At 44.7% G+C, this 26,026-nt stretch carries 24 protein-coding genes; 19 read left to right on the top strand and 5 right to left on the bottom strand.

What is annotated here, in order from left to right; translation table 11 throughout:
* Positions 1-923 precede the first annotated feature (923 nt).
* The 5 genes from BS636_RS02675 to BS636_RS02655 all read left to right on the top strand — a co-directional run bounded on the left by BS636_RS02675 (position 924) and on the right by BS636_RS02655 (position 6,085).
* Complete coding sequence (locus tag BS636_RS02675) at positions 924-2,051, top strand: Re/Si-specific NAD(P)(+) transhydrogenase subunit alpha (protein WP_099337394.1); 1,128 nt, start codon at positions 924-926, stop codon at positions 2,049-2,051.
* A gap of 11 nt (positions 2,052-2,062) precedes the next feature.
* On the top strand, positions 2,063-2,386 hold the full coding sequence (locus BS636_RS02670; protein WP_004783638.1) for a proton-translocating transhydrogenase family protein: 324 nt from the start codon (positions 2,063-2,065) through the stop codon (positions 2,384-2,386).
* Between the two features lie 3 nt (positions 2,387-2,389).
* On the top strand, positions 2,390-3,835 hold the full coding sequence (locus BS636_RS02665) for an NAD(P)(+) transhydrogenase (Re/Si-specific) subunit beta (protein ID WP_099337393.1): 1,446 nt from the start codon (positions 2,390-2,392) through the stop codon (positions 3,833-3,835).
* A gap of 285 nt (positions 3,836-4,120) precedes the next feature.
* Positions 4,121-5,455 (top strand): ammonium transporter, encoded by a 1,335-nt coding sequence (locus BS636_RS02660; RefSeq protein WP_099337392.1) that lies wholly within the window; start codon positions 4,121-4,123, stop codon positions 5,453-5,455.
* Between the two features lie 18 nt (positions 5,456-5,473).
* Complete coding sequence (locus BS636_RS02655) at positions 5,474-6,085, top strand: hypothetical protein (protein ID WP_099337391.1); 612 nt, start codon at positions 5,474-5,476, stop codon at positions 6,083-6,085.
* Between the two features lie 74 nt (positions 6,086-6,159).
* Here BS636_RS02655 and rsfS read toward each other — a convergent pair whose 3' ends face one another.
* From rsfS to BS636_RS02630, 5 genes are all read right to left on the bottom strand, one after another.
* Entirely contained in the window at positions 6,160-6,564 is a 405-nt protein-coding gene (rsfS, locus tag BS636_RS02650; protein ID WP_099337390.1) for a ribosome silencing factor, read from the bottom strand.
* Positions 6,565-6,652: 88 nt separating this feature from the next.
* Positions 6,653-7,435, bottom strand: a complete 783-nt coding sequence (locus tag BS636_RS02645; protein ID WP_099337389.1) for a hydroxypyruvate isomerase family protein — start codon at positions 7,433-7,435, stop codon at positions 6,653-6,655.
* Between the two features lie 45 nt (positions 7,436-7,480).
* Positions 7,481-8,344: an NAD(P)-dependent oxidoreductase gene (locus BS636_RS02640; RefSeq protein WP_099337388.1), complete on the bottom strand. Its 864-nt coding sequence runs from the start codon at positions 8,342-8,344 to the stop codon at positions 7,481-7,483.
* Positions 8,345-8,376: 32 nt separating this feature from the next.
* Entirely contained in the window at positions 8,377-9,165 is a 789-nt protein-coding gene (locus tag BS636_RS02635; RefSeq protein ID WP_099339587.1) for a crotonase/enoyl-CoA hydratase family protein, read from the bottom strand.
* A 99-nt stretch (positions 9,166-9,264) separates the two neighbouring features.
* Entirely contained in the window at positions 9,265-12,075 is a 2,811-nt protein-coding gene (locus BS636_RS02630) for an ATP-binding protein (protein ID WP_099337387.1), read from the bottom strand.
* A gap of 369 nt (positions 12,076-12,444) precedes the next feature.
* On the opposite strand from BS636_RS02630, the gene cysM reads away from it, so the two are divergent.
* From cysM to BS636_RS02560, 14 genes are all read left to right on the top strand, one after another.
* Positions 12,445-13,374 carry a cysteine synthase CysM gene (gene cysM / locus BS636_RS02625; protein ID WP_099337386.1) on the top strand — a complete coding sequence of 310 codons (930 nt, stop codon included), beginning with the start codon at positions 12,445-12,447 and terminating at the stop codon, positions 13,372-13,374.
* 18 nt (positions 13,375-13,392) lie between these two features.
* Positions 13,393-14,211, top strand: coding sequence for a 3'-5' exonuclease (locus tag BS636_RS02620; RefSeq protein WP_099337385.1), 819 nt, complete (start codon positions 13,393-13,395; stop codon positions 14,209-14,211).
* Positions 14,212-14,217: 6 nt separating this feature from the next.
* Positions 14,218-15,594, top strand: a complete 1,377-nt coding sequence (rlmD, locus tag BS636_RS02615) for a 23S rRNA (uracil(1939)-C(5))-methyltransferase RlmD (protein ID WP_099337384.1) — start codon at positions 14,218-14,220, stop codon at positions 15,592-15,594.
* Between the two features lie 44 nt (positions 15,595-15,638).
* Positions 15,639-17,948: a RelA/SpoT family protein gene (locus BS636_RS02610; RefSeq protein ID WP_099337383.1), complete on the top strand. Its 2,310-nt coding sequence runs from the start codon at positions 15,639-15,641 to the stop codon at positions 17,946-17,948.
* A gap of 231 nt (positions 17,949-18,179) precedes the next feature.
* Positions 18,180-18,803 (top strand): beta-ketoacyl synthase chain length factor, encoded by a 624-nt coding sequence (locus BS636_RS02605; RefSeq protein ID WP_099337382.1) that lies wholly within the window; start codon positions 18,180-18,182, stop codon positions 18,801-18,803.
* Positions 18,797-19,609, top strand: coding sequence for a lysophospholipid acyltransferase family protein (locus BS636_RS02600; protein ID WP_099337381.1), 813 nt, complete (start codon positions 18,797-18,799; stop codon positions 19,607-19,609). The genes BS636_RS02605 and BS636_RS02600 overlap by 7 nt, the downstream gene beginning before the upstream one ends.
* Positions 19,593-19,853 (top strand): phosphopantetheine-binding protein, encoded by a 261-nt coding sequence (locus tag BS636_RS02595; protein WP_099337380.1) that lies wholly within the window; start codon positions 19,593-19,595, stop codon positions 19,851-19,853. The genes BS636_RS02600 and BS636_RS02595 overlap by 17 nt, the downstream gene beginning before the upstream one ends.
* A gap of 9 nt (positions 19,854-19,862) precedes the next feature.
* Positions 19,863-20,111, top strand: coding sequence for an acyl carrier protein (locus BS636_RS02590; RefSeq protein ID WP_099337379.1), 249 nt, complete (start codon positions 19,863-19,865; stop codon positions 20,109-20,111).
* Positions 20,108-20,662, top strand: coding sequence for a septation protein IspZ (locus tag BS636_RS02585; protein WP_099337378.1), 555 nt, complete (start codon positions 20,108-20,110; stop codon positions 20,660-20,662). Before BS636_RS02590 ends, BS636_RS02585 begins: the two co-directional genes overlap by 4 nt.
* 26 nt (positions 20,663-20,688) lie before the next feature.
* A complete protein-coding gene (locus BS636_RS02580; RefSeq protein WP_099337377.1) occupies positions 20,689-22,368 on the top strand; it encodes an AMP-binding protein in 1,680 nt (559 codons plus the stop codon).
* Positions 22,369-22,372: 4 nt separating this feature from the next.
* Positions 22,373-23,107, top strand: coding sequence for a glycosyltransferase family 2 protein (locus tag BS636_RS02575; protein WP_099337376.1), 735 nt, complete (start codon positions 22,373-22,375; stop codon positions 23,105-23,107).
* 56 nt (positions 23,108-23,163) lie between these two features.
* Positions 23,164-24,042, top strand: coding sequence for an acyltransferase (locus BS636_RS02570; RefSeq protein WP_099339586.1), 879 nt, complete (start codon positions 23,164-23,166; stop codon positions 24,040-24,042).
* Between the two features lie 5 nt (positions 24,043-24,047).
* Positions 24,048-25,574, top strand: a complete 1,527-nt coding sequence (locus BS636_RS02565; protein ID WP_099337375.1) for an HAL/PAL/TAL family ammonia-lyase — start codon at positions 24,048-24,050, stop codon at positions 25,572-25,574.
* Positions 25,575-25,590: 16 nt separating this feature from the next.
* The gene (locus tag BS636_RS02560; RefSeq protein WP_099337374.1) at positions 25,591-26,013 is read left to right on the top strand and encodes an acyl-CoA thioesterase; all 423 of its coding nucleotides are present in this window, start codon (positions 25,591-25,593) and stop codon (positions 26,011-26,013) included.
* Positions 26,014-26,026 lie beyond the last annotated feature (13 nt).

The raw sequence follows: 26,026 nt of genomic DNA, 5'->3' as shown, positions 1-26,026 counted from the left end.
TCATAAAGGTCTGAATGATGCGCACTATAAGTCAAATTTAGGTATCAGGATAGGCTGAAAATAGTATAGAAATGAAACCATTTCATTAATCTTTACTTTAGATTTCTGGGAAATATTAGTTTAAACAGCACTAAATAAGATCAATCATCTTCTAAAAATTGTAAAGAGTGCTGAAAAAACGAGGACTTTAACTGCTAGCAGCATGACTAAGAAAAGGGTATAGGAGCTTAAATGCCAAGATAGCTGATATTTTGCACAAAAAAGGTGCATTTACACTTGAGTAGACGTATAGACATTAATATAAAAAATGATTCAGATAATTTTTTTCAGCAATTAGTCATCAAATTTAGACATATGTAGTCTCAATCAGGCTTTTATTTTCCTTAGTCAAAATAACCACTATCAGTCATTAAGTCCGCTTCATTTACATCTTAATTAGAGAGATTCAAATCTTTGAATAACTGTATAAATCTGAGTTCTTGAAATATCTTGAAAAATGTCAGAATAGTCAATTTTATGAGATAGGAGGATGTGATGACTTGCTATCAGCTATTCTGAAGTTCACTTAATCCATGAACTTGTGTCAAAAACAGGGCATCTTTTATGTCAGAAAAATCAATGTAACAAAATATATAAAAAATGATCTGACAGAATACTGTTTAGATGGAAAAAACATCACTCGTTAAAAGCCAAATTGATGATTAAATCGGCAATCTAAAAAATTTCCTTTAATCAATAAATGAACGATGAGTAATTAAATTTTATGAATTGTCAGTTCAAAATATGGCTATTTATTAAATAAATATTGGGTAGTATTTTGGAATAGTTTGATTAGAATCCAAAAATTCAACAAAAACATATCCTGAGGGGAAACATCGTTTTTGCGATGTTTACTTAAGAAAAAATTAGCTTGAGGGACGCTCATGCAAATCGGAATTCCAGCCGAAACTGTCGTCGGTGAAAATCGTGTCGCTGCGACACCTGAGACAGTAAAGAAATTGATCAGCGCTGGTCATAATGTGGTAATCGAACGTGGTGCAGGGGTTAAAGCTGCCTATATCGATAGTGTTTATGAACAGGTTGGTGCACAAATTACGGATGATGCCTATACCGGTAGCCAGTTGATTTTGAAAGTTCGTGCACCGAAGGGTGAAGAAATTCAAAAATTACCTGCGAATGCAACGGTGGTGGCGATGTTTGACCCATACCGCAATACCGAGCTTGACCATTTCGCGGCACAGAATGTGTCTGCATTTGCATTGGAACTTTTGCCACGTACTTTGTCTCGTGCGCAAAACATGGATGTCCTGTCTTCTCAGGCGAACTTGTCTGGTTATAAGGCTGTGCTTCTTGCGGCAGCAGAATACCAACGTATGTTCCCAATGCTGATGACTGCTGCAGGGACGGTAAAACCGGCTCGTGTAGTGATCATGGGGGTGGGGGTTGCAGGTCTGCAAGCGATTGCAACTGCAAAACGTCTAGGTGCTGTGGTTGAAGCAACTGACCTTCGTCCTACAGCAAAAGACCAGGTTGAATCTTTGGGCGGTAAGTGGTTAGACGTACCGATGTCTGAAGAAGAACAACAAAAAGCCGCTGATGCTGCCAAAAATGGTTATGGCTGGATGCCAGGTGAACAGTACATCAAGGATCAGGCCATTATTGTAGATAAAGCGGTTTCCAATGCAGACATCGTGATTACCACTGCACTGTTGCCAGGTCGTGATGCGCCACGCTTAATTCGTGCCGAGACTGTTGCCAAAATGAAACCAGGTTCAGTCATTCTTGATATGGCTGTTGAAACTGGTGGTAACGTGGAAGGTTCGCAATGCGGTGAAACGGTTGTGACTGAAAATGGTGTGAAGATTCTGGGTATTCCAAATATCCCTTCTACCTTGTCGACTGAAGCATCTGCACTGTATGCACGTAACGTTTTGAACTTCGTTGAAACATTGTTTGATAGCGAAAAGAATTTTGCCATCAATCCAGAAGAAGAAATTCAAAAAGCCCTACTGGTCACTCACGGCGGCCAAGTGCTGTTAAAGCGTGGTTAAGGAGAGTACTCATGGTTGAAACTATTACGATTTTTGTCCTTGCCATCTTTGTAGGTTACTACGTGGTGTGGGGCGTTACCCCAGCTTTGCATACGCCGTTGATGGCAGTAACCAATGCACTTTCTTCGATCATTATCGTGGGTGCGATGATTCAGACTGTTGGCCTGCCAATGGTCGGCGTTGAAGGCAGTGTGGACTTCCAGACCATTAATGTGGTGAGCGTACTGGGTGCGATCGCAGTATTCCTGGCGAGCATTAACATTTTCGGTGGCTTTGCCGTGACTGCTCGAATGCTGGAAATGTTCAAACCAAAACAAAAGAAAAAAGAGGGCTAATCGATGGAATTCATTCGTGAATATGCAAATTGGTTCTATTTGATTGGTGCCATTCTTTTTATCTTAACGTTACGTGGGTTGTCAGGTCCTAAGACTGCAATTGCAGGTAACCGCTACGGTATGATCGCAATGGCGATTGCTGTACTGACGACTTTCTTTGTCGCAGAAAATCCGGTGATCTGGATGATTCTAGGGGCAATGGTTCTTGGTGCAATCGTAGGTATTGCCCGTGCGAAAACTGTACCGATGACGCAGATGCCAGAAACCGTGGCATTAATGCACTCATTGGTTGGTTTGTCTGCAGTACTAATTGCGGTTGCAGCGATTATCCATAACAACAAGTTAATTGAATTGGGTCCAGACCTTTTAGCTGCTAATGGCGTAACGTTCCATGAAATGAGCAAAGTACATTTGTTCGAATTATTCGTGGGTTGTTTCGTTGGTGCGATTACCTTTACAGCATCTGTATTTGCTTACGGTAAACTGGCTGCAAAGAAATGGGCAAAAACCATTTCAGGTGCTTGGGTAAAACCGGTTCAGGCTTTGATCTTTCTGGCAATGCTGGCAGCAGGAATTCATTTCTTCCTGACTGGTAACATGACCTCATTCTGGGCAATGACTGGTCTGGCATTAGTGTTTGGTTGGGTATGGATTGCGCCAGTGGGTGGTGGTGATATGCCGGTTGTGGTATCGCTACTAAACTCGTTTTCTGGTTGGGCTGCTGCAGGTATTGGTTTCACGCTAGAAAACAACATGCTGATTGTTGCAGGTTCGCTGGTTGGTTCTTCAGGTGCGATTCTGTCTTACATCATGTGTAAAGCGATGAACCGTTCAATCATCAACGTATTGTTTGGTGGTGCGATGGGCGGTGCAGCAACTGCGACAGCGGGTTCAGGCGAGCAAGTACAACGTAACCACCGTTCAGGTTCTGCAGATGATGCTGGCTTCCTGATGTCGAATGCAGACAGTGTAGTAATCGTACCAGGTTATGGTATGGCACAAGGTCGTGCACAGAATGCGGTAAAAGAATTGGCAAACCTGTTAAAAGAGCAGGGTGTCACTGTACGCTTCGCAATTCACCCAGTTGCTGGTCGTATGCCTGGTCATATGAACGTATTGCTGGCTGAAGCTGACGTACCATATGAAGACATTCTGGAAATGGACGAGATCAACTCCGACTTCCCGGCAACAGACGTAGTATTGGTAATCGGTGCGAACGACGTTGTTAACCCTGCTGCGAAAGATGATCCAAGCTCACCAATTTACGGTATGCCGATTCTGGAAGCACACAAAGCACGTACAATTCTGGTGATCAAGCGTTCTATGGCAACTGGTTATGCGGGTCTAGATAATGACTTATTCTATAACGACAAAACCATGATGATCTTCGGTGATGCGAAGAAAGTTGTGGAAGATATGACCAAAGCCATTAATGGTACAGGTCACTGATGTATAAAATCTCCCCTAACCCCTCTTTTCAAAAGAGGGGAATTCAAGGAGATTAGAAATAAAAAACCACCTTCGGGTGGTTTTTTATTTTTACACGGGTTTTTTAGTGCACCAAAATAGACTGATATTTGATCGATAATAAATATTCATCATGTGAATTAGAAATATTTTTTTTATAAAAAATTGATGTATTCCACATTAAATTGCTTCTTAAAACAATTTAAAAATTCATAAAGTGTCTGGCATCGTTCTTGCTATTTCTTGTTTAAGAAATAGGGGAATTACATGACAAAAATAAAATATTTTGGATTTTTACTGGGGTTGCTGAGTTTACCTGCCTATGCGTCTGAACCAGTAGAAATGGTAAAAAATATTCAGGAAATACGCATATCGCTGGACAGCGTCTGGGTGGTACTGGGCGGTATTCTGGTGTTCTTTATGCAGGCTGGTTTCGCCCTGATTGAGAGCGGGTCAGTCAGAAGTAAAAATAGCGTGAATGTTTTAATGAAAAATTACATGGATGCCTGCCTGGGTGGCGTGGTGTTCTGGGCCATTGGCTTTGGCTTGATGTTCGGGGTGAACCACAGTGGCTGGATCGGTCTGTCGCATTTCGCACCGGATCAACTGGATAGCTGGAGCTGGAACCTGCTGTTCTTCCAGATGATGTTTGCTGCGACTGCAACCACGATTGCCAGTGGTGCGATGGCAGAGCGGATTCACTTCGTTGCCTATGTGGTGAGTGCCGCTTTTGTGAGTGGTCTAATCTACCCTATTTTCGGCAGCTGGGCATGGGGCAGTCTATTTGAAGGTGAAGGCTGGCTCAAAGCCATGGGCTTTATTGATTTTGCTGGTTCAACTGTGGTGCATTCGATCGGCGGTTGGGTCGCTTTAGCCGGTATTATTGTATTAGGTCCACGTATAGGACGTTTTGGTCGCAATGGCCAAGTGCATTATTTACCAGGTCACAATCTGCCTTTAGTTGCTTTAGGTGGTTTTATTTTATGGTTAGCTTGGTTTGGCTTTAATGCGGCTTCCACAGTTAATGCCGATGTCAGCATTGGACGCATTGCTTTAAATACCCACCTGGCAGCTTGTGCGGCAGCAGTCGCTTATATGCTGTTTGCACTGGTACGACGTAAAGCCATTTTAATTCGAACCACGATTAATGCTTCCTTAGGTGGACTGGTGGGTATTACAGCAGGCTGTGCCACGATGAGTCCGGTCTATGCTGTATTAACGGGTTTGATCGCAGGCTTGATGGTCAGTGTATTGCCAGCACTATTAGAAAAAATGCGTATTGATGATGTGGTCGATGCTGTCACAGTACATGGCTTTTGTGGTGCATGGGGGACTTTGGCAGCTGGTATATTTTATGAAAGTAAAATGTTTGATAGCAGCATTATTGCGGTTCAGGCACTGGGTGTGGGTGCCGGATTTGCGTGGGGCTTCGGGATTGCATTTGTTGTGTTCAAAGTTCTGCATATTATTTTAGGGGGTCTACGTGTAAGTGCTCAGCATGAGCAGCGTGGTCTGGATTATACCGAGCATGCTGAACTGTCTTATCCAGAATTCCAACGAGATGTAACTTTCGATACAGACCAAATCACTAAACGACATTAATGAACAGGAGGGTATAGTATGAATGCAGAAGTGCTCAATCTAGATCAGCGCCGGCAGGCTATTCAGCGTGGGCTCCAGCATTATTTTCAAGGGAATCATCTGGAGCAGATCGTCGGATATTGGGAACAGGAATATAGCGAGCAGCCTGCTTTTGTACTGAATCGTTTTTTGAGTGAAATTTGTACGACTGAAGAGTTGAAGCAGAACCGTAAAGATATGCTTAAACAGGTACTGCATGAGCTCACTATTCTGGAAAAAAGTGGATGGGCAGCATCTAAAGATGAAGAAGCCGTATCTCTGAATCAGATGGCCCAGTATCGTGCCTATATGGAATTTGGTGAGTCAGTTCTTGGCCAAGTTCAGTTGGATGATCAGAAAGACTTTCATATGGAACTGGGACAGCAACTGGTATGCGATCAGATTCTGTTGCAAGAAACCTGTCAGAAATTGTGGAAGAGTGTGGACTTGTTGAGTCATGTATCTTCAAAAAATTATGCGAGAGCCATTACTAGTCTCTATCAGGTATTCTGTGACTTCTATGGTCCACAACGTAGTGATCAGGTCTATGCACAGGCCAAGAATTTAATCAAACAAAAATATCCGGAAGCCAATCTCCAGCAATTGCTTTAGTGAATTCGGATCAAATTTGATGCTCAGACAATAAAAAAGCGACCTCAATGGGCCGCTTTTTTAAGAATCTGGTTTTATGCCACTGAATCTGCAGGAGTGCTGCTCCACAGGCTTTCTAGGTCATAGAATTTACGCGCTGTTGGAAGCATACAGTGAACCACTACATATCCGAGGTCTAGGAGAATCCATTCAGCATCACGTTCGCCTTCGATGCCAAGTGGACGGAAGCCAGCTTTACGTGCTTCTTCAGCAACATTGTTGGCAAGAGATTTGATGTGACGGGTAGAGGTACCGCTTGCAATGACCATGGCATCAGCAACATTGCTCATACCGCTGACATCAAGCACAACAACTTCTTTGGCCTTTACATCTTCAAGTGCAGCATGCACGACTTTCAAGCAGTCTTGTACAGTCTGTGAGTTTGATTTCATAGTAAGATCGTGAGAATTAGAAGCGCTGGGCGATGGTTCTAAATTCATGGGGGGTATAATTTCCTAACAATTATGCATGATCTAATATAGCGGTTTTGCCCCGAAATTTCAAATCAGCGCATTGTTCGCTTTGTAATCAATCTGCGAAAAAGCGGGTCTTCCAGCCAAAAGACTCCTCTGAATGCTTTAGAGGGCGATATTCTGCAGCGACATAGCCCTGATATTGGCTATTCTCTAACCATTGAAAAATCTCGACATAATTAATAATGGCAGTGCCCGGTTCATGTCGGCCCGGGCAATCTGCAAATTGAATGTGTCCAATTGTGTCAATATTTTCTTTTAAAGCTTCCAGTACATCTTCACCCATCATTGCCATATGGTAACAGTCATATTGCATCTTTAAGGCGGGGTGTTTGACTGCTTCAAGCATCTCCTGGGCTTGAGCAACATTCTGTACCAGAAAGCGTGGCATGTCTGTGCCATTGACCATCTCAAAGACTGGTTGAATACCATGATCTGCCAGCATTGAGCAAGCCATTTTCAGATTATCTGCCAAAGTATTCAGGCAAGGTAGCAGATCACTATCTAGTGGTTGCTTACCTGCCAGAATATTGACACTGGGTACTTTCAGTGCAGTCGCATATTCAATCGCTTGTTGCATAGCTTGATGAAATTCAATTTCCTTACCGGGAATGCCAGCCAAACCATGGCCGCCTTGCATCAAGTCGCCTGCTGGGACATTGATCAGGCATAGGCTGAGCTGATGTTTTGTCAACTGTGCCTGAATCTGTTCGATACTCAGTTCATAGGGAAACTGGATTTCTACATGATCAAAACCATGCTCACGGGCAAGGGCAAAGCGCTCCAGCAGTGGGACTTCCGTAAAAATCATGGAAAGGTTAACTGCGAGTTTTAGCATCTGAGGCTCCTTGCACTAAATTTAAGAATAATCGTGAGAATGAGGTTATTGCACGTGTTGAATGACAGTTGCCAGATCGGCTTCGCTATAGCCATGCTCTTGATGGGCTTTGAGCTGAGATAAAGCTTGGGAAGCCACTGGAATATTCAGGTTATGGGCTGCAGCCAATTGCACGGCATTATTTAGGTCTTTAGACAGCGTTTGAACTTTCCATTGCACTGGCTCAAAAGTCTGCGTTGCCATACGCGGTGCCAGAATTTGGAATGGCTTGGAGTCGGCAAAACCACCGGCTAATGCTGGTGCAAGTAAGGAGGTATCTACGCCAGCACGACCAGCCAGTGCTACCGCTTCCGCAATCAAAGTACTATTCGCAGCAACAATCAGCTGGTTACAGATTTTAGTTGCCTGACCTGTACCAGAATCGCCCATACGCGTCACGCGCTGGGATAATACTTCATAAATTGGAGCTAAAGCAGAAATGGTCTGTTCATCGCCGCCAGCAAAGACTACGAGACTGCCTTGTTCAGCACCGACAGTACCGCCAGACACTGGAGAATCAATCCAGGTCACTTGTTGAGCTTGTGCACGTTGTGCCAGTTCGAGCGTCTGCTGCACAGATAAACTGGAAAAATCCACAATGACCTGCTGGGCAGTTAAGTACGGTTCGATCTGTCCATACACCGCTTTTACTGCTGAATCATCCGCCAGGCAGGTGAGAATCACCGGGTAATCTGCAATTTTATCAAGCTGTAAAAACACTGCACCTTGAGCAATTAACGTATCACAAGCAGAAGTCGTCCGGTTCCAAACGGCGACTTTGAAACCTGCCTGAATCAGCCGGCTGGCCATTCGGCTGCCCATCAGGCCCATACCAAGGAATGCGATTTTGGTGTTTTGATCAAACTGCATGATGCTATCCGATATCTATTGAGATGGTGATCTTATGAATACTGGCGTGGCTGGAATTGAACGTCTGGATTCTTGTCTTTCTTGCGCGCCAGCTGGCTGTTTTTACCGAGCAGTAATTTGAGCTGCCAGATTTTTTCCATACGCAGTGATTTGTTTGGTCGATGTTCCATCGCATCCAGGACATATTTAGATGCCATTAAGGCATCTGGAGAACGTTGCAACATTTCTTCAGCCAAAGCTTGGGCTTTTGCTAAAGGCTGTTCATTTACATGGGTGATCAAGCCAATCTGCTTGGCATAATTGCCATCAAAGATACGCGCAGTCAATGTCAATTCTTTGGCGAGATCAAGCCCGATTAAGCCTTTTAGTGAACGGCTAAGCCCCATATCCGGTACCAGGCCCCACCGGCTTTCCATAATTGACATTTTCGTGTCTGGGTGGGCAATCCGAATGTCTGCTGCAAGAGCAAGTTGCATACCTGCACCAAAGCAATAGCCTTCTAAAGCTGCAATTACAGGCACCGGTAATTCCTGCCATATCAGAAATGCTTTCTGGAACAGGCTTTGACCCGGACGTAATAGTTCCCAAGCGGCGTAGGCACGATTTTTTGGATTATTTAAGTCAGCGAGATCAATTCCGGCACTAAAGACCTGTGCTTCACCCGTCAAAATGACACAACGGATGCTTTTATCTTTTTTGATCTTGTTGGCTGTGGCAACAAGATCACGCAATAACGCAAAGCTCATGGCATTACGTTTGTCTGGACGGTTTAAGCTGACCGTAGCAATTCCATTATTTTTTTCTAAACTAACCAGTGACATGGCGAAACCCTTCATTCTTATTGCCCTGAGCATAGCATGAGCGCTAGATCACGTGCATGACACTTAAGTCACGCTTTGTGATTGTCCTTAACTCGCGCCTTAGATCACATGTTTGCTGAGTACCTGTTGTGCAGCATGTTCTACTTGATCAATGCCTGCCTTAAGCTCATCAAGGCGTTTAATCACTTCCTGAACGAATGCTTCATCAGCCTTACGGCGTTCCTTACGCAGGGTAGAGACAAACTGCTCAAAGCTGCCAGTCAATTGTTGTAGATTTGGTGTCCCCACATATCGGGTCGCGCCATAGAGTCGGTGTAATACGTGTTCTAGCTGCGGGAAATCTTCCAGCTCAATCAACTGTTCAATTTCATTGAGTTCAGTTTCAAAACTGTCGACCAGCATTCTTAGCAGATCTACTGCCAGATCTTCCTTATTGGCAGCCAGTTGCAGACTCTGCTGCCAGTCCAGAATATTGCTGTCCAGTGCATCAATCACATTAGCCCGTTCCAGCATTGGTGCCTTGCGGAAGTTTTCTGTGGTCCATTGGGTTAGAATCTGGATAATCTGTTCAATCTGGATTGGCTTTGTAACATAGTCATCCATACCACCTTGAAGTAATTTCTGCTTTTCATCTGAAAGGGCATGTGCAGTCAGCGCAATAATTGGCAAACGTCGATGATTTTCAAAGGTGGATTCCAGTGAGCGGATGGCACGAGTGGTATCCATACCGGACATGACTGGCATCTGAATATCCATAAACACTAGATCAAATGCTGGCAAGCCTTGTTCATGGCGTTGCTGGATAATATCAATCGCTTCCTGCCCGCTGGTGGCTTTGGTGGTGGTAACGTTCAGTTCACCCAGTAGCGCTTCAAGTACGATCAGGTTTGGTAAATGATCATCCACCGCCAATACATGCAGGCCTTGACCATTAAACTCTTCATGTACATCCTGCTCAAATACTGGCTGGTTTGACAGCAACTGAATGAGGGCACTTCGACTGAGTGGTTGATACAGGGCGCGAGCACGATGTTCATTTAGCATGTTTGGATCAAGCTGCATTTGATAGCCATAGACTGCAAGATTACCAAGATAACGTGTACGGATTTCCTGTAGTAAGGCCTCACTGTCACCACTGTGATCGACGATCAACCAGGTATTTTCTGTTGTGCCTTTTAGATGATTAAGTCGGCTAAACAGATCCAGAATTGAAGCACATTCAGTATGCTTCACATTGTAGTTTTCCAGATAATGACGCAGCACATTCGCTGTCGCTGGATGCGCCAAATAAGAAACCACAGTTAGATTACTAAAGTCCGGATGCTCAATGAGATCATCTTCATCCACCAGAAACTGGGCGGTAAACCAAAAGGTCGAGCCTTTTTCAGTAGGGGCACGTTCCTGATTATCTTCAAAGCCGATCTGACCATGCATCAGACTCACCAGCTGCTTGGAAATTGCCAGACCTAGACCAGTCCCGCCAAACTGACGGGTAACTGAAGTATCGCCTTGCGAAAAGGATTCAAACAACTTTTTGCGATCCGTACCACTCAGGCCGATACCACTATCCTGTACGCTAAAATGTAGCAGACATTGCCCGATATCATCGTGTTCCATACGCGCACGTACGATGATTTCACCATCTGGGGTGAACTTGATGGCATTGGAAATCAGGTTGGTCAGGATCTGCTTAAAGCGCAGCGCATCACCATTGACGAATTTCGGTACATTGTCGGCATAGTAGAAAGCCATATCGATATGCTTCTGCGCGGCCAAAGGCGAGAGCATGTCCATCACATCAAAAATCGCTTCTTCAAGATCAAAAAGTGCCGTTTCGAGTTCTAATTTACCGGCATCAATTTTGGAGAAATCCAGTACATCATTGATCAGCGCCAACAGATGCGCAGATGATTTGCGAATGGTTTGTAAATACAGACTTTGTTCATTGCTTAAATTACCCTGACGCAACAGCAAATGAATAAAGCCATCAATACTGTTAAGAGGGGTGCGCAATTCATGTGAAATATTAGCTAAAAATACCGACTTGGCTTGATTGGCAGAAATCGCCTGGTCACGTGCCTGACGATAAGTAATGTTCTGCACTTCAAGCGTGTCAAGAGTACGTCGCAAGTCATCTTCAGTCTGTTCGGTATGTTCGCGCAGCTCCAAGAAACTGAAATGAAGACGTTTCACCACATTAGCAATATCACGTTGTAATAGACGTAATTCCCCGGTACTGTTGATGACCATATGCTGATCCAAAGTATCCGCATTCAGGCGTTGCAGCTGCATACGGATTTCATACATCGGTGCAATCCAGCGGCGCGAATAGAAATTTAGACACAGTAAGAGTAACAGCAAGGTCAACAGACCTGTGGCAATCAGTACGATCATTACACGGTAGCGGGCGATTTCTAGGGGCTGATTATCCAGTTCAATCGCCAGCCAGCCCGGATTCCCCGTATTGTCATTAATACGAATCGCAAAAATGTGATTATTCTGATTCAGGATCGGTCCAACAAAGGTCGCTTCCTGCTTGAATTTTGGCCATGGTGCCTGATCCTGAAAGCCAATTCCCAGTCGATTTCTACCTTGGGGATCTAGAATCGCAGCACGAAGCAAATGCTTTTCATTCAGCATATTCTGCATGGCACTGCGTGCCTGTTCATACTGCCAAGGTGAATAGTTGACAATATCTAGCGCAGATTCAGACGTGGCCTGAAAACGGGTCAGAATAGCAATCGCCATCTGTTTTTGTTGGGCGCGTGCTGCATTGGAGGTTTCTGTCAAAACCAAGGCTGCACCCACACAGGCTAGAATTGTAATTGGCACAAAGATCAGTGCAATCAACTGGCCATAGGCATGATTTAAGTGTAGGCGTTTAAACAGCTTTTTATTGATATTTGACATGATTCAAGCAGTGTTTTCCTTATGCTCCGCATATTAGCATGCTTTAAATCTTCAGTTAAAATTTCATCAAAGTTTTTCGCAAGATGAGCTCAAAAAGACATTTCAAAGTTAAATTTGCATATGAAAAATATTCAAATAGATAGTGCATAAAATGCTAAAGAACGAGAGGCTTTAAGCTCTAATTCTGACTGAGAAATACTGAAATAAAGGCGATGAGTTGATGAATAATATATTGGCAGGACTGATGATTTTTAATATTCAGACGATGCTGCACGAGTTTTAGACAGTTTTATGAAAAAGACCGGCTAAATGGGTGCAGGGAAATGCAAATTTTCATACAATAGCCGCACCTCGACATAGGTGCACATAATGAGTAATACAACCCCTGATTTTCAAGCAGACGAATTTTTACTGGACTACTACGTAGGCAAAACGCCACTGGTGCGTCTGCAACGTCTGGCAAATCACACTCAAGCGACAGTGTTAGCGAAGCTCGAAGGCAATAACCCTGCGGGTTCGGTAAAAGACCGCCCAGCCTATAACATGATCATGCAGGCTGAAAAGCGCGGCCAGATCAAGCCAGGTGATACCCTGATTGAAGCGACGAGTGGGAATACAGGGATTGCATTGGCGATGGTTGCGGCAATGCGCGGCTACAAAATGAAGCTGATCATGCCAGATAACATGAGTCAGGAACGTAAGGATGCGATGCGTGCTTATGGCGCTGAACTGATTGAAGTGACCAAAGAACAGGGTATGGAAGGTGCGCGTGATCTGGCATTGCAAATGCAAAATGATGGTAAAGGTTTGGTACTGAACCAGTTTGGTAATCCAGACAATGTCGAAGCACATTACCTGACCACTGGCCCGGAAATCTGGCAGCAAACTGGTGGCAAAATCACGCATTTTGTCAGCTCGATGGGTACAACTGGTACCATTATGGGCGTGTCTAAATATCTAAAAGAAATGAATCCGGATATTCAGATTATTGGCTTACAGCCTTCTGATGGTTCAAGCATTGCCGGTATTCGTCGCTGGCCAGAAGAATACCTTCCAACCATTTTTGACCGTAGCCGTATCGATCGCATCATTGATATTCCACAAATTGAAGCAGAACGTACCATGCGCAAGCTGGCACAAAAAGAAGGCATCAGTGCGGGGACTTCTTCTGGTGGTGCCGTTTGGGCATCGATCAAGCTGGCAGAAGAAAATCCGGATGCCGTGATCGTATGCATTATTTGTGACCGTGGTGACCGTTATCTGTCTACAGGTTTATTCTCTGTACAAGATCCTGAATAATTCCTGAGTAAACTATTTATGCGCCTGCCTGTTTTAACGTTTGATATTGAAACCCAGACCGATCTTAAGTCAGGCGCACATCTGTTTGGCCTGAATCTGCCTGAAGAAAGCCTGGATCAGGCTCTGACCAAACTCCGTCGTCAGGAATCAGGTTCCGATTTTCAGCGTCTGCCGCTGCATGAAATCGTCTGTATTTCCGGACTATGGATTGATGAGCAGGGCATGAAGCTGTTTTCCTTTAGTCGGGAAAATAATTCAGAAGCTGAAATTTTACGAAAATTTTTATCGATTTTTGATAAACGCCATCCAACTCTAGTGAGTTGGAATGGCTCACAATTTGATCTGCCCGTGATTCTTTATCGCGCCATGTATCATGGCTTGTCGGCACCGAGTCTATTTGATCAGGGCGAAATTGATACGCAAAAGCGCTATAATAACTATCAGAACCGCTACCATCAGCGTCATGTTGATTTGATGGATGTGATGGCCATGTTTCATGCTCGTCATTTCCAGAAACTGGATGATGTTGCGCACTTGCTCGGTTATCCAGGCAAGCGTGGTGATGGTGGCTATCATGTGCCTGAATATGTTCGCAATCAGGAATGGGACAAACTCACCAGCTATTGTGAAGGTGACGTCCTGAATACCTGGCTGGTTTATATTCGCTGGTTGTTGCTAAAAGGACAGCTCTTGCTGCCTGATTATCAACATCTGGTACAAAGCACGATCCAGTATTTGCAAACGCGACCGCAGCATGCGGACTTTTTATCGGTCTGGCGTGAAACCTCACAACGGACTGAATTTACCCAATTTGATTTTCCCATCTCCACACATTAGGTTTTCATGAAACATCGAGCTCAACCACGGCCCAAGCAGCAACCCGAATACATCTTCCAGGTTGAGTCACTATCGCACGAGGGGCGTGGCATTGCTCACTATGGTTCACATCCGGACCATCCAGCGGACAAGCACGGCAAAAAAGTCTTTATTCGTTATGCATTGCCAGGTGAAACAGTTCGTGCCCGAATTACCCGCGAAGTGAAAAAGCTGGAAGAAGCTGATTCACTGGAATTGCTGAGTGAAGCATCAGCAATTCGCGTGCAACCGCCTTGTCCACATTTTGGGATTTGTGGCGGCTGTAATATGCAGCATATCGATCCGGATGCGCAGATTGAACTGAAGCAAAATGTACTGAAATCCCATCTGCAACATTTCGCAGGTATTCAGCCTGTGGAATGGCTCGCGCCATTACGTTCTCAACGTGAAGATTACCGCCGTAAAGCCCGTATTGGTGTGCGTTATTTACCGGGCAAAGACAAGTTGGTGGTGGGATTTCGTGAAAGCCAAAGCAATAGGCTGACTTCGATTGACCGCTGCATGATTCTGGATCGTGAGTTTGGATCGGTTACACGTCTTAAACAATTGCTCCAAAGTCTAAATGGTAAGGCGGACGTTGGTCATATAGAATTAGCGATGGGTGATCAGGAAATCGCATTAGTGGTTCGTGAAACGGCACAATTACCTGAACAGGATGTCAACCAATTACGCGAATTTGCGTTACAGAAGGGGTGGCAACTTTATATTCAGTCTGCAGGTCAAAACACACTGACTCGTATCGATGAACCGCAATTACCTGCGCGCCTGCATTATCGTCTAGATGATTTTGAGGTTGAATTTGGCTTTGATCCACTAGATTTTACCCAAGTCAATTCCACAGTGAACCCGCGGATGGTACGACTGGCATGTGATTTGCTACAACTACAGCCAGGAGAACGTGTTCTGGATCTGTTTTGTGGATTAGGAAACTTTTCCTTGCCGCTGGCGCGCTGTGTTGGTGCTAATGGCAGCGTTGTAGGGGTTGAGGGTAGTGAAGAAATGGTGCAACGTGGTGCGGAAAATGCCAAAATAAATGGTCTTGCACAACTTTCATTCTATTCACAGGATTTAACCCAAGATTTTTCGCATCATTCTTGGGCAAATCAGGGTTTTGATGCATTGCTGATTGATCCGCCTCGTTCAGGCGCAGAAGAAGTGATGCAATATATCCCTAAGTTTGATGCAAAAAGAATCGTTTACGTATCATGTAACCCTGCAACTCTAGCCAGAGATGCCGGATTGCTGGTACAACAGGGGTATCGTCTAAGCAAGGCAGGTGTGATGGATATGTTCACCCATACTGGCCATGTTGAGTCGATTGCCTTGTTCGAAAAAGAAAATTAAATAAACGATTAAAGAGATGATGTATATAAAAGTAGGAGAATGGTATGGTCACAGTACGTGAACAGCTGCCTGGGCGACTGAACGAGTTGTCACAGGAGACGACTGTAGAACATGCCGAACAAGCCCTGCAGGATCTGAACGAATGGTTAGATCGTGTGCGTGGCATATTAGATGGGGCACCATTAGAACAGCTCGAAGAAGTCGCCCATCTCACTTTAGAAAATGAGTTAGAAACCACGGTTCAGCATCGCTCCAATACCTTCTATACCGGTATTGAGATGGCAGATATCCTTGCCCATTTGCATGTCGATGAAGATACCTTGTCTGCAGCCATGCTGTATCGTTCAGTGCGTGAAGGGGTAACACCACTTTCAGATGTACTAGAGAAATTCGGCGAGAATGTGCATGGCTTGGTCAAAGGCACCTTGTCGATGGGTAAGCTTTCTGAGCTAATTGAAAACAATAAGCGTCTGGAAGATCATTTCAATAATAACCAGCGTGAGCATTTGACCGGCATCTACAAGATGTTGATCTCAGTGACTGAAGATGTCCGTGTTGTACTGATTAAACTTGCAGAACGTACCTATGCACTACGTGAACTGGCGAATTCTCCGAGAGATCGTCAGGAACGTGTTGCACGCGAGATTCTGACTATCTACTCGCCGCTGGCACACCGTCTTGGTATTGCCCAGCTTAAGTGGGAGCTGGAAGATTTAGCTTTCCGCTATTTGGCGCCAGAACGCTATAAAGAAATTGCATCTTTATTGAATGAAAAACGCTTGGAGCGTGAACAGTATATTCAGTTCGTGATCGACAAGTTACGTAGTGAGCTGGCTGAGCATGGCATTGAAGCGGAAATTACCGGCCGGGTAAAACACATTTATTCGATTTATCGGAAAATGAAAAGCAAGGATCTGAGCTTTGATCAGCTCTATGACATCCGTGCTGTACGTGTCTTGGTGACTTCAGTCCCTGAGTGTTATCACACTTTAGGCATCGTACATCAGATCTGGCGTCATATTCCGCATCAGTTTGATGACTACATTACCAACCCGAAAGCTAATGGTTATCGTTCACTGCATACGGCCGTAATTGCTGAAAACAAATCGCTGGAAGTGCAGATCCGTACCTATAACATGCACGAAGAGGCAGAGTTGGGTGTGTGTTCGCACTTTAACTATAAGGAAGGGGCGAAAACCACTGACCATTCCTTTAACCATCGTCTGCATTCCCTGCGTGCCGTACTGGAGCATTATCAAGAGCGTAATGATGCCAGTGCACATAAAGATGCTGAAGCAGAAGCTGAGAATTTTGATCAGATTCAGGATTTTGAAGGCTTTGAAAAGATCTATGTGTTTAGCCGTGATGGGGATATCAAAGAATTACCACGTGGCTCGACCGTTTTAGATTTTGCTTATCATGTACATACCGAAGTCGGTAACAAGTGCTATGCCGCGCGTGTCAACCAGCGCTATGTACCACTGACCTATACCCTGAAAACCGGTGAACAGGTCGAGATTCTGACCAAAAAAGACCGTGAACCAAACCGTGACTGGTTGGTGAATTCACTGGGTTATATCAAGACGGCTCGTGCACGTGACAAGTTGCGTCACTGGTTCCGTCAGCAGGATCGTAGTAAGAATCTGGAAGTCGGTCGTGAAATTCTGAATAAGGAACTTTCACGTCTGGCGATTCACCCAAAATCAATCGATTTGGGGGATTATTGCAACCACTTTAATGTGAAAAGTGGTGAAGACATTCTGATTGGCATCGTGAATGGCGATATCAGCCTGCATGCCCTGATCAATCAGGTCAATCGCCATATGCATCTGGATCAGGATGAGCCTGAACTGGTGCTGAAGCCAGCGCTGAATCCACGTGCCAGTCATACACTTTCTGCACATGGTATCCTGATTGATGGTCTGGATAACGTTGAGCTACACGTAGCTCAATGCTGTCAGCCGGTACATGGTGAGTCTATTGCGGGTTATATCACGCTAAATCGTGGGGTGAGCATTCATAAGGTGGCTTGTCCGGATTATGTGCGCATGATTTCGCAGGAACCTGAACGCGCAGTAGAAGCCGATTGGGAAATGCAGCCGACCCGTGGTCAAAGTGTACAGATTGTGGTGGAAGCGTATGACCGCCGTGGTCTGTTGAAAGATCTGACCCAAGTGATCTTCTCTGATCAGATCAATATTCGTCAGGTGAATACTATTTCAGAAGCAGATGGTATTGCCAATATGAAACTGTTGATTGAGGTCAAAGGTTTGGCGCAACTATCTAAATTGCTGGCGCGATTAGAACAACAACCAGGCATTATTAGTGCCCGTCGTTTGGTTCAAGGCAGTTAGTTGTACTGATCGATATACTTACAAAAAGCCCACTATTTATTGGTGGGCTTTTTCTATTTAGAGCATGTTAACAAGAAAGAGAATTAAAGCTATCCTAAAAATTCACTTATAGTTATTTGATAATGTGCAATATATTTTTTGTTGGAAAATAATAACCAATGGTATAATTTGCCTCATTCAAAAATTGAAAGTTTTATTGAAATAATTTTCATATGGTGAGGGTAGGCATATATGATCAGACTGCACATGTCTGACCTGATACAGAGTCAGGCAAATACCACATATCCTGCCTTAGAAAAAATTCCGGCCATGCAGCGCCGTCGATTATCTGCGATTGCAAAAATAGCGCTGAATAGCGCGATCCAAGCACTTGAAGGTCAAAGTGTCGATTATATCGTCTGGGTATCTCAGTATGGAGATGAGCATAAAACCCTCAGTATTTTGAAGGATGTTCTGCAAGACCAAACTCCATCACCGACCCAGTTTTCAACTTCAGTACATAATGCTATTTCAGGTCTATATTCAATTCTATGTCAGGATGCGAATCCAGCGACCAGTCTGGCAGGATCATGGAATGATGCCTTGGTTGAAGCCTATGCCTGGCTAAAAACTTGCCAGAAGCAAGATGCGAAGGTGCTTGTGGTATATTATGATGAGCCTTTACCGGCGATCTATCGTGATTTTCAGATATTCGATGCCTTTTCCATGGCGGCTGTCGTGTCTTTGAATCAACCCAATATTGAAATTGATCTTTCCCAATATTCCACACCTGCTTACTATTTTCAGGAAGCAAGGGCTTTCCAGACTTTCTGGCAAGGTTCAGAGCACAGCAAACTTGCGTGGCATAAATGTTGAAATTGCAGCAGATTAAACAAAAAGCCAATTATGTCTGGCGTGTTGGTGCGACCGGCTTTAGTTTTGCTAGCTTTGGTGTAGGTGGTATTGCTATTGGTAGTCTGTTTGCTCCACTGATTAAATTGACTGAACAAGATCCGGAACTGCGTCAGCAGAAAACCCAGCAGCTGATTAAGTATAGCTTTAAGGGTTTTACTGAAATGATGGTCAAGCTCGGCATTATGACTTATGAAGTCGAAGGGCTGGAAAAGCTGGAGAGTAGCCGTCAGGAACTGGTGATTGCCAATCATCCAACCCTGATTGATGTGGTGGTGCTGATTGGGTTGATGGAACGTGCCAACTGCGTGGTCAAGCAGGCACTCTGGGCGAATCCATTTACCAAAGGGCCGGTACAGAATGCAGGTTATATCCTGAATGCAGGTTCTGAACAGTTTATTCAGGACTGTGTAAACCGCCTTGGACAAGATCAGGCAGCTTCTTTGTTGATTTTCCCTGAAGGGACACGTACTGCTAAAGGTCAGCAATTGAATGACTTTCAGCGTGGAGCTGCTAATATTGCGCTCCGTGCCCATGTGCCGATTCGTCCGGTCATGATTAGCTGCACGCCGTCGACATTAACCAAAAATGAAAAGTGGTATCACATTCCATCAGAACCTTTTCATATCAAGGTTCGGGTGCTGGATGCCTTAGAGATTGATGAGCTGATTGATGATGTTTCTGTAAATCAGAAAAATGTCCGTCACCTGAGTCAAAAATTACAGCAGTTTTTTAACCAAGAGTTATTGAAAAATGAGCAATCTTGCTGATGAATTAAAGCAAATGATTATTGATGTTCTCGTGCTTGAAGACATCACAGTGGATGATATTGAAACAGAAGCGCCTCTGTTCGGAGATGGTCTGGGACTCGACTCAATTGATGCTCTGGAACTCGGTTTAGCGCTGAAAAAACGTTATAACATTCACTTGAATGCAGAATCAGCTGAGACCAAACAGCATTTTCAATCAATTCAAAGCCTGGTTGCTTTGGTTGAAGCACAACAGACAGCATAAGAGGTTGCAATGCTTACTCAAGAACAAGTACTCGAAAAACTGCGCGAGTGGATGGAAGAGCTTTTTGAAATCGAACCTGAAGATGTGCAACTCGACTCTAACCTGGCAACAGACCTAGATGTCGACAGTATTGATGCAATCGACCTGGTTGTAAAAATCAAAGAGCTGACTGGCAAGCAGGTGAATCCGGAAGACTTTAAAAATGTCCGTACGGTTCAGGATGTGGTTGCCGTGATCCAGAATATGTCAGCTGCATGAAACATCTTCTAAGAGGGATAGTGATTACCGCTTTGGTGCTCTATCCCTTTTTAGTGGGCTATGGACTGGCACAGGGATATTTCGCCTGGGTTAGCGTATTGCTGATTGTGCTCGGAGCACTTCGACTATTCAGCAAAGGTAATACTTTACTATGGCCTTTGACCGGATTTGCAATTTTATGTGGTGGTCTTAGCCTGATTTTAAAAGATCAGAACTGGCTAAAGCTCTATCCTGTATTTATGAGCATTGGCTCATGTGTAATTTTTGCCAGTACGTTGGTACGACCGCCTTCGATGATCGAACGCTTTGCACGATTAGCAGAGCCGGATTTACCGCCTGAAGGCGTAGTCTGGACTCGAAAAGTCACGGTGGTGTGGTGTGGTTTTTTTATTTTAAACGCCGCCATTGCTCTGTATACCGTATATTTTACGCCAACACGGATCTGGGTGCTGTATAACGGTTTTATTTCCTATGTATTCATGGGATGTTTGTTACTTGGGGAATATGTCTTGCGTAAGCGGCAGCAACGTCTGCATCAGCAGCAAGAATAGTACGATAGAATTATTAGCGAATGAGTATGTCTTGTCATTTTAAGCACCATGTAAATTCATCACGCCTGCTTTGTGTAAAAGCAGATCTGACACCAGTTTCTTTTCAGGATTTCTGGCAGGATGTACAACAGCAGGCGGCTCAGATTCAGCCTTTAAGCTCTTCAGTTTGGGCACTCTGGGAGCAGGACAGCTATGAGTTTCTGGTGTTCTTCTTTGCAGTACTACAAGCAGGTAAGCAAGTCCTGTTGCCACCGAACCGGGTCAGTGAACTGGAACGTGAATTGGCTGCTGAAAAGATTTATTTTCTTAAGCGTTTTGAGCTACAGCATGAAGCTAATACCATTCAGTTGAATTTAGATGATGCATTTTTAAGTCAGGCTCAGGTCTATTTCTATACTTCAGGTTCTACCGGTCAACCAAAAAAAATTCCACGTACCTTAGAACAACTGTTTAATGAAGTTGCAGGGCTGGATGCCAGTTTTGCACTGCCTGTAGATGCGATTGCGATCGCGACTGTGAGTCATCAGCATATTTATGGCTTGTTATTTAAATTACTCTGGCCTTTAGCTAGCGGTCGCAGTTTTTACCAGCATCAATTGGCCTTTCCTGAAGATGTAGTGGATATTCAACAGAAAATTGCAGGATTCGAAAAATCGAATTATGTGATTTCCAGTCCAGCCCTGTTAAAACGCTGGACTACAGATGTGCTATTGCAAGATTGCCTGCTGGTCTATTCATCCGGGGGCAAGCTGGATGCAGGCGTACGTCCTTATCTGAACAGACCAATTACTGAAGTGTTTGGCAGTTCAGAAACGGGTGGGATCGCCCATCGGCAGGCAGATGATGGGTTATGGACACCTTTTGCCAATGTCGAGGTCGGTGCAGGGGAACAAAGTGAGCTGATGATGCGTGCTGATCATGCCTATAGTCAGGATTGGATTCTGACTGGCGATAAAGTTGAACTAACTGAATCACAGAATCCCAAGTCAACATTCAAGTTATTGGGCCGTTTGGATCGGATTGTAAAGCTGGAAGAAAAACGCTTAAGTCTGGATGCGATTGAGCAAAGCATATTAACGGTCGAAGGCGTGCAGCAAAGCCATGTGCTGGTGTATGAAAAAGAACAGCGTCAGATTCTTGCTGCAGTCGTGATTTTGAACGAGACTGCACGTGCACAACTAATAAATTTAGGAAAAGCCAAGTTTGTAGCGCAGTTAAAAGCACAGTTAGTAAATAAACTGGAAAGCATGGCGATTCCACGTCAGTGGCGCTTCTTGAGCCAAATGCCGCAAAATGCCCAGTCCAAACTGAATAAACAATATTTAAAATCGCTGTTTTCTCCAATGCAATTACCCGTGGTACTTGAGCATCAGGTTGAAGAAGAGCAAATCTATTACCAGCTTGAATTTACTCCTGAACTGGAATGTTTCAAGGGGCATTTCCCGGGTCATCCAATTTATCCGGGTGTAGGACAGATTGGCTTTATCCAGCATTTTGCGCGACAAAATTGGGCAGATTTGCACTGGTGTAATGGTTTTGAACAGTTAAAATTCCAGGATTTGATTCGTCCCTATATGGCAGTTCAGCTCACTTTGAAGCGTAAAGCGCATAAAGTCAGTTTTGAGTTGCAACTCGGAGATAAAACTTTGGCATCCGGTCGTCTACTCTTTGCACTGGAACAGCAACAACCACAGGTGACAGGCTGAGCTGATGAAACAATGTTTTGTAATTCCGGTGTATAACCACCCGCATTATCTACAGGCCTTGGTTCAGCATCTGAATAGCTTTCAGCTGCCGATTATTATGGTGAATGATGGCAGTGGGACGGAGTGTACCCAATTATTGCGTCAGATCGCTGTTGAAAATGATCTGGTTGATCTGGTTGAGCACAAAGTCAATCAGGGTAAGGGGCAGGCAGTGATTACTGGTCTGCTACATGCTGCTGAACATGGCTTTAGCCATGCATTGCAGCTGGACTCTGATGGCCAGCATGACTGGCAGGATGTGCAGCGTTTTCTGGACGCTTCACAGCAAAATCCGGAAGCGATGGTGATTGGTCAGCCAGTGTTTGATGAATCCGTGCCGAAGAAACGCCTCTATGGCCGTTATGCAACCCATATCTGGGTATGGATCAATAGCCTGTCGCTAGATATTAAAGATAGTATGTGCGGTTTCCGGGTCTATCCATTAGCAAGTACAGTCAAAATTCTGAAAACTGCAAAATTTCAGCCACGTATGGGCTTTGATACCGAAATTCTGGTGCGCCTAAAATGGGAGAATGTGCCTTTTGTCAATGTGCCAACCCGAGTGATCTATCCGGAAAATGGCATCTCGCACTTTAATGTCTGGCGAGATAATGTGGGTCTAACCAAAGCACATTCACGACTATTTGCGGGCATGTTAGTTCGTTTGCCTAAACTGGTTTATCACAAGGTGAAAGGTTAAATCCGGTGGCAGACACTCAGGCCAAAAAATGGAATGCTATCCGTGAGCGGGGTGGCATGTTGCCATTGATGCTGATGCTGGGTTTTTATCGCTTGGGTGGTAGATGGTTATGCCGTATTGTGTTGTACTTCGTGATTATGTGGTACTGGTTATTTTCCAATACTGCACGTCAGGCATCGCTACAATATTTGCAAAACCTACATCGTTTTGCCGGAGATCAATCTCCTTTTAAGACGATGCCAAGTTTGCCTCATACGTATACGCATTTGATGCAGTTTGGGGAATGTATTCTCGACAAGATCGAAGGCTGGCTGGGTCATATTCCGGAACAGCAATTAAAGCTGCATGGACATGAGCATTTCCGTAATCATTACCAAAAAGGTGCAGTGATTGTAGTATCGCATTTCGGCAATATTGAATTGCTGCGTGCCATCAAGTCGGAACATCCGCAGAAGATTAATGTACTGGTCTATCAGAAGCATGCCACCAAATTCAATGAATTCCTAAAAAAGTTGAATGATCATGCAGATGTGAACTTGATTTCGGTCGATGAATTGGGGGTAGAAACTGCTTTAATTCTCCAGGAAAAGCTGGATCAGGGTGAATGGATTATCGTGGCGGCTGACCGTGTGCCAGTAGCGTCTGATCGTGTGCAAACGGTTGATTTTTTAGGGAAGCCGGCGAGCTGGCCACAAGGTGCCTGGATTCTGGCAAGTTTGCTCAAGGCACCGGTATTGGCTGTGTTTTGCTATCGCCTGCAGCAGCATTTTGAAGTACATATTCATTCGGTTGCAGAGCAATTAAATTTTCCACGTAAAACACGGTTGCAGTCTATGCAGCAGGTGACGCGTAGTTACGTGGCTTTATTAGAACAACATTGTATGCGTGCGCCATATCAATGGTTCAATTTTTATAATTTTTGGGATAGAGGGTAAGACGGGTGTTAATTGTAGGGGAAACTGCACTGACCATTGAAGATGTGGTGGCAGTCGCACGTCAGGAAAAAAAAGTCGCTTTACCAAGCTCGGCAGAATGGCGTGAGTTGATCCAGCGTGGTGCCGACTTTCTGGATCAACTTCTGGAAGAAGAGGGTGTCATTTATGGTGTGACCACCGGATATGGTGACTCCTGTCTGGTCGAGATTCCTCCGCATCAGGTCAATGAGCTTCCTCTACATTTGTCCCGTTTTCATGGCTGTGGCTTAGGTCAGAATCTGGATCTGATCACGGCACGTGCTGTAGTCGTTACCCGATTGTGTTCACTGGCACGTGGTTATTCCGGTGTTTCGCATGCCTTGCTGGAACGACTGGTCTGGATGCTGAATGAAAATGTCATTCCGGTGATTCCTTCGGAAGGTTCGGTTGGGGCGAGTGGTGACTTGACACCGTTATCCTATATTGCTGGTGCACTGGTTGGTGAGCGCGATGTGTATTGGCAAGGTCAGATTGTTCCGATTGCTGAAGTTTATGCAGCCAAAGGCATGCAGCCGCATGTGATGCGTCCTAAAGAAGGGCTGGCACTGATGAATGGAACTGCCGTGATGACTGCAATTGCCTGTCTTAATTATAAAAAAGCTGAGCAGATTTCTTTCACCAGTACTTTAATTACTGCGATGAACGTATTGGCACTGGAGGGGAATCCAAGCCATTTTGATGAAGTCTTATTTGCCCAGAAACCGCATCCAGGACAACAAAACATCGCGGCACAATTACGTGACTGGCTGAATAGTGAAGTACAAACTGAACATCAAAGCTCACGTCTACAAGACCGTTATTCTTTGCGCTGTGCACCGCATATCATTGGCGTATTCGAAGATTCTAAAGTCTGGCTACGTCAGTTTATTGAAAATGAGCTGAATTCCAGTAATGATAATCCATTGATTGACCCAGTGAATCTGCGTGTTTTACATGGTGGGCATTTCTATGGCGGTCATATCGCTCAGGCTATGGACAGTCTCAAGATCATGATTGCCAATATTGCCGATCTGATGGATCGTCAGCTGGCACAACTGGTGGATTACAAGATGAACAATGGTCTGCCACGTAACTTGACCGGTTCCAGTCTTGAGCGTTTACCGCTGAATCATGGATTCAAAGCCGTACAGATCGGTGTTTCTGCCTGGACGGCAGAAGCCTTAAAGCAGACGCTTTCAGCTTCGATCTTCTCTCGTTCTACTGAATGTCATAACCAGGACAAGGTCAGCATGGGCACTATCGCTGCACGTGATGCCAGCCGTGTGATTCTCCTGACCGATCAGGTGATTGCTGCGTTAAGCTGTGCCTGTGTGCAGGCAGTCTGGTTAAAAGGCTTAGATACAGAATTAACCTCAGTTTTAACTGCATTCCAACAATGGGTTCTTCAGTCCTTCAAATATGTGGAGGAAGATCGCCCGTTGCAGCAGGAGCTGCAAACTTTGGTTGACCGTTTTGAAAATTTGGAGCTGTTCAGCAGCGCCATCCTATCTTAAACACAGGAAATCCGTCATGCATGCCGATGTGATCATAGAAGTGCCTTTTCATGATGTAGACACCATGAATGTGGTGTGGCATGGACATTATCTGAAGTATTTTGAAATTGCCCGCTGTAAGTTGCTGGATCAGTTTCAGTACAACTACAACCAGATGCGTGAGTCGGGCTATGCATGGCCAGTGATCGAAAGTCATGTGCGTTATGCGCATGGCATTTTATTTGAACAGAAAATCCGTGTTCGGGCGATACTCAAGGAATGGGAAAATCGCTTGAAAATTGAATATCAAATCTTTGATGCTGAAAGCGGCAAACGGTTGACCAAGGGCTATACCACTCAAGTGGCTGTAGACATACAAACCCGGGAAATGTGTTTCCAGTCTCCTCAAGTTTTATTTGACCGCCTTCATGCGTGGTCAGCGTTTCAGGCCAATGCGTAATGAAATTCTTGCA

The sequence above is a fragment of the Acinetobacter sp. LoGeW2-3 genome (assembly GCF_002688565.1).
Lineage (GTDB): Bacteria > Pseudomonadota > Gammaproteobacteria > Pseudomonadales > Moraxellaceae > Acinetobacter.
This window is presented reverse-complemented; position numbering and strand designations above follow the sequence as displayed.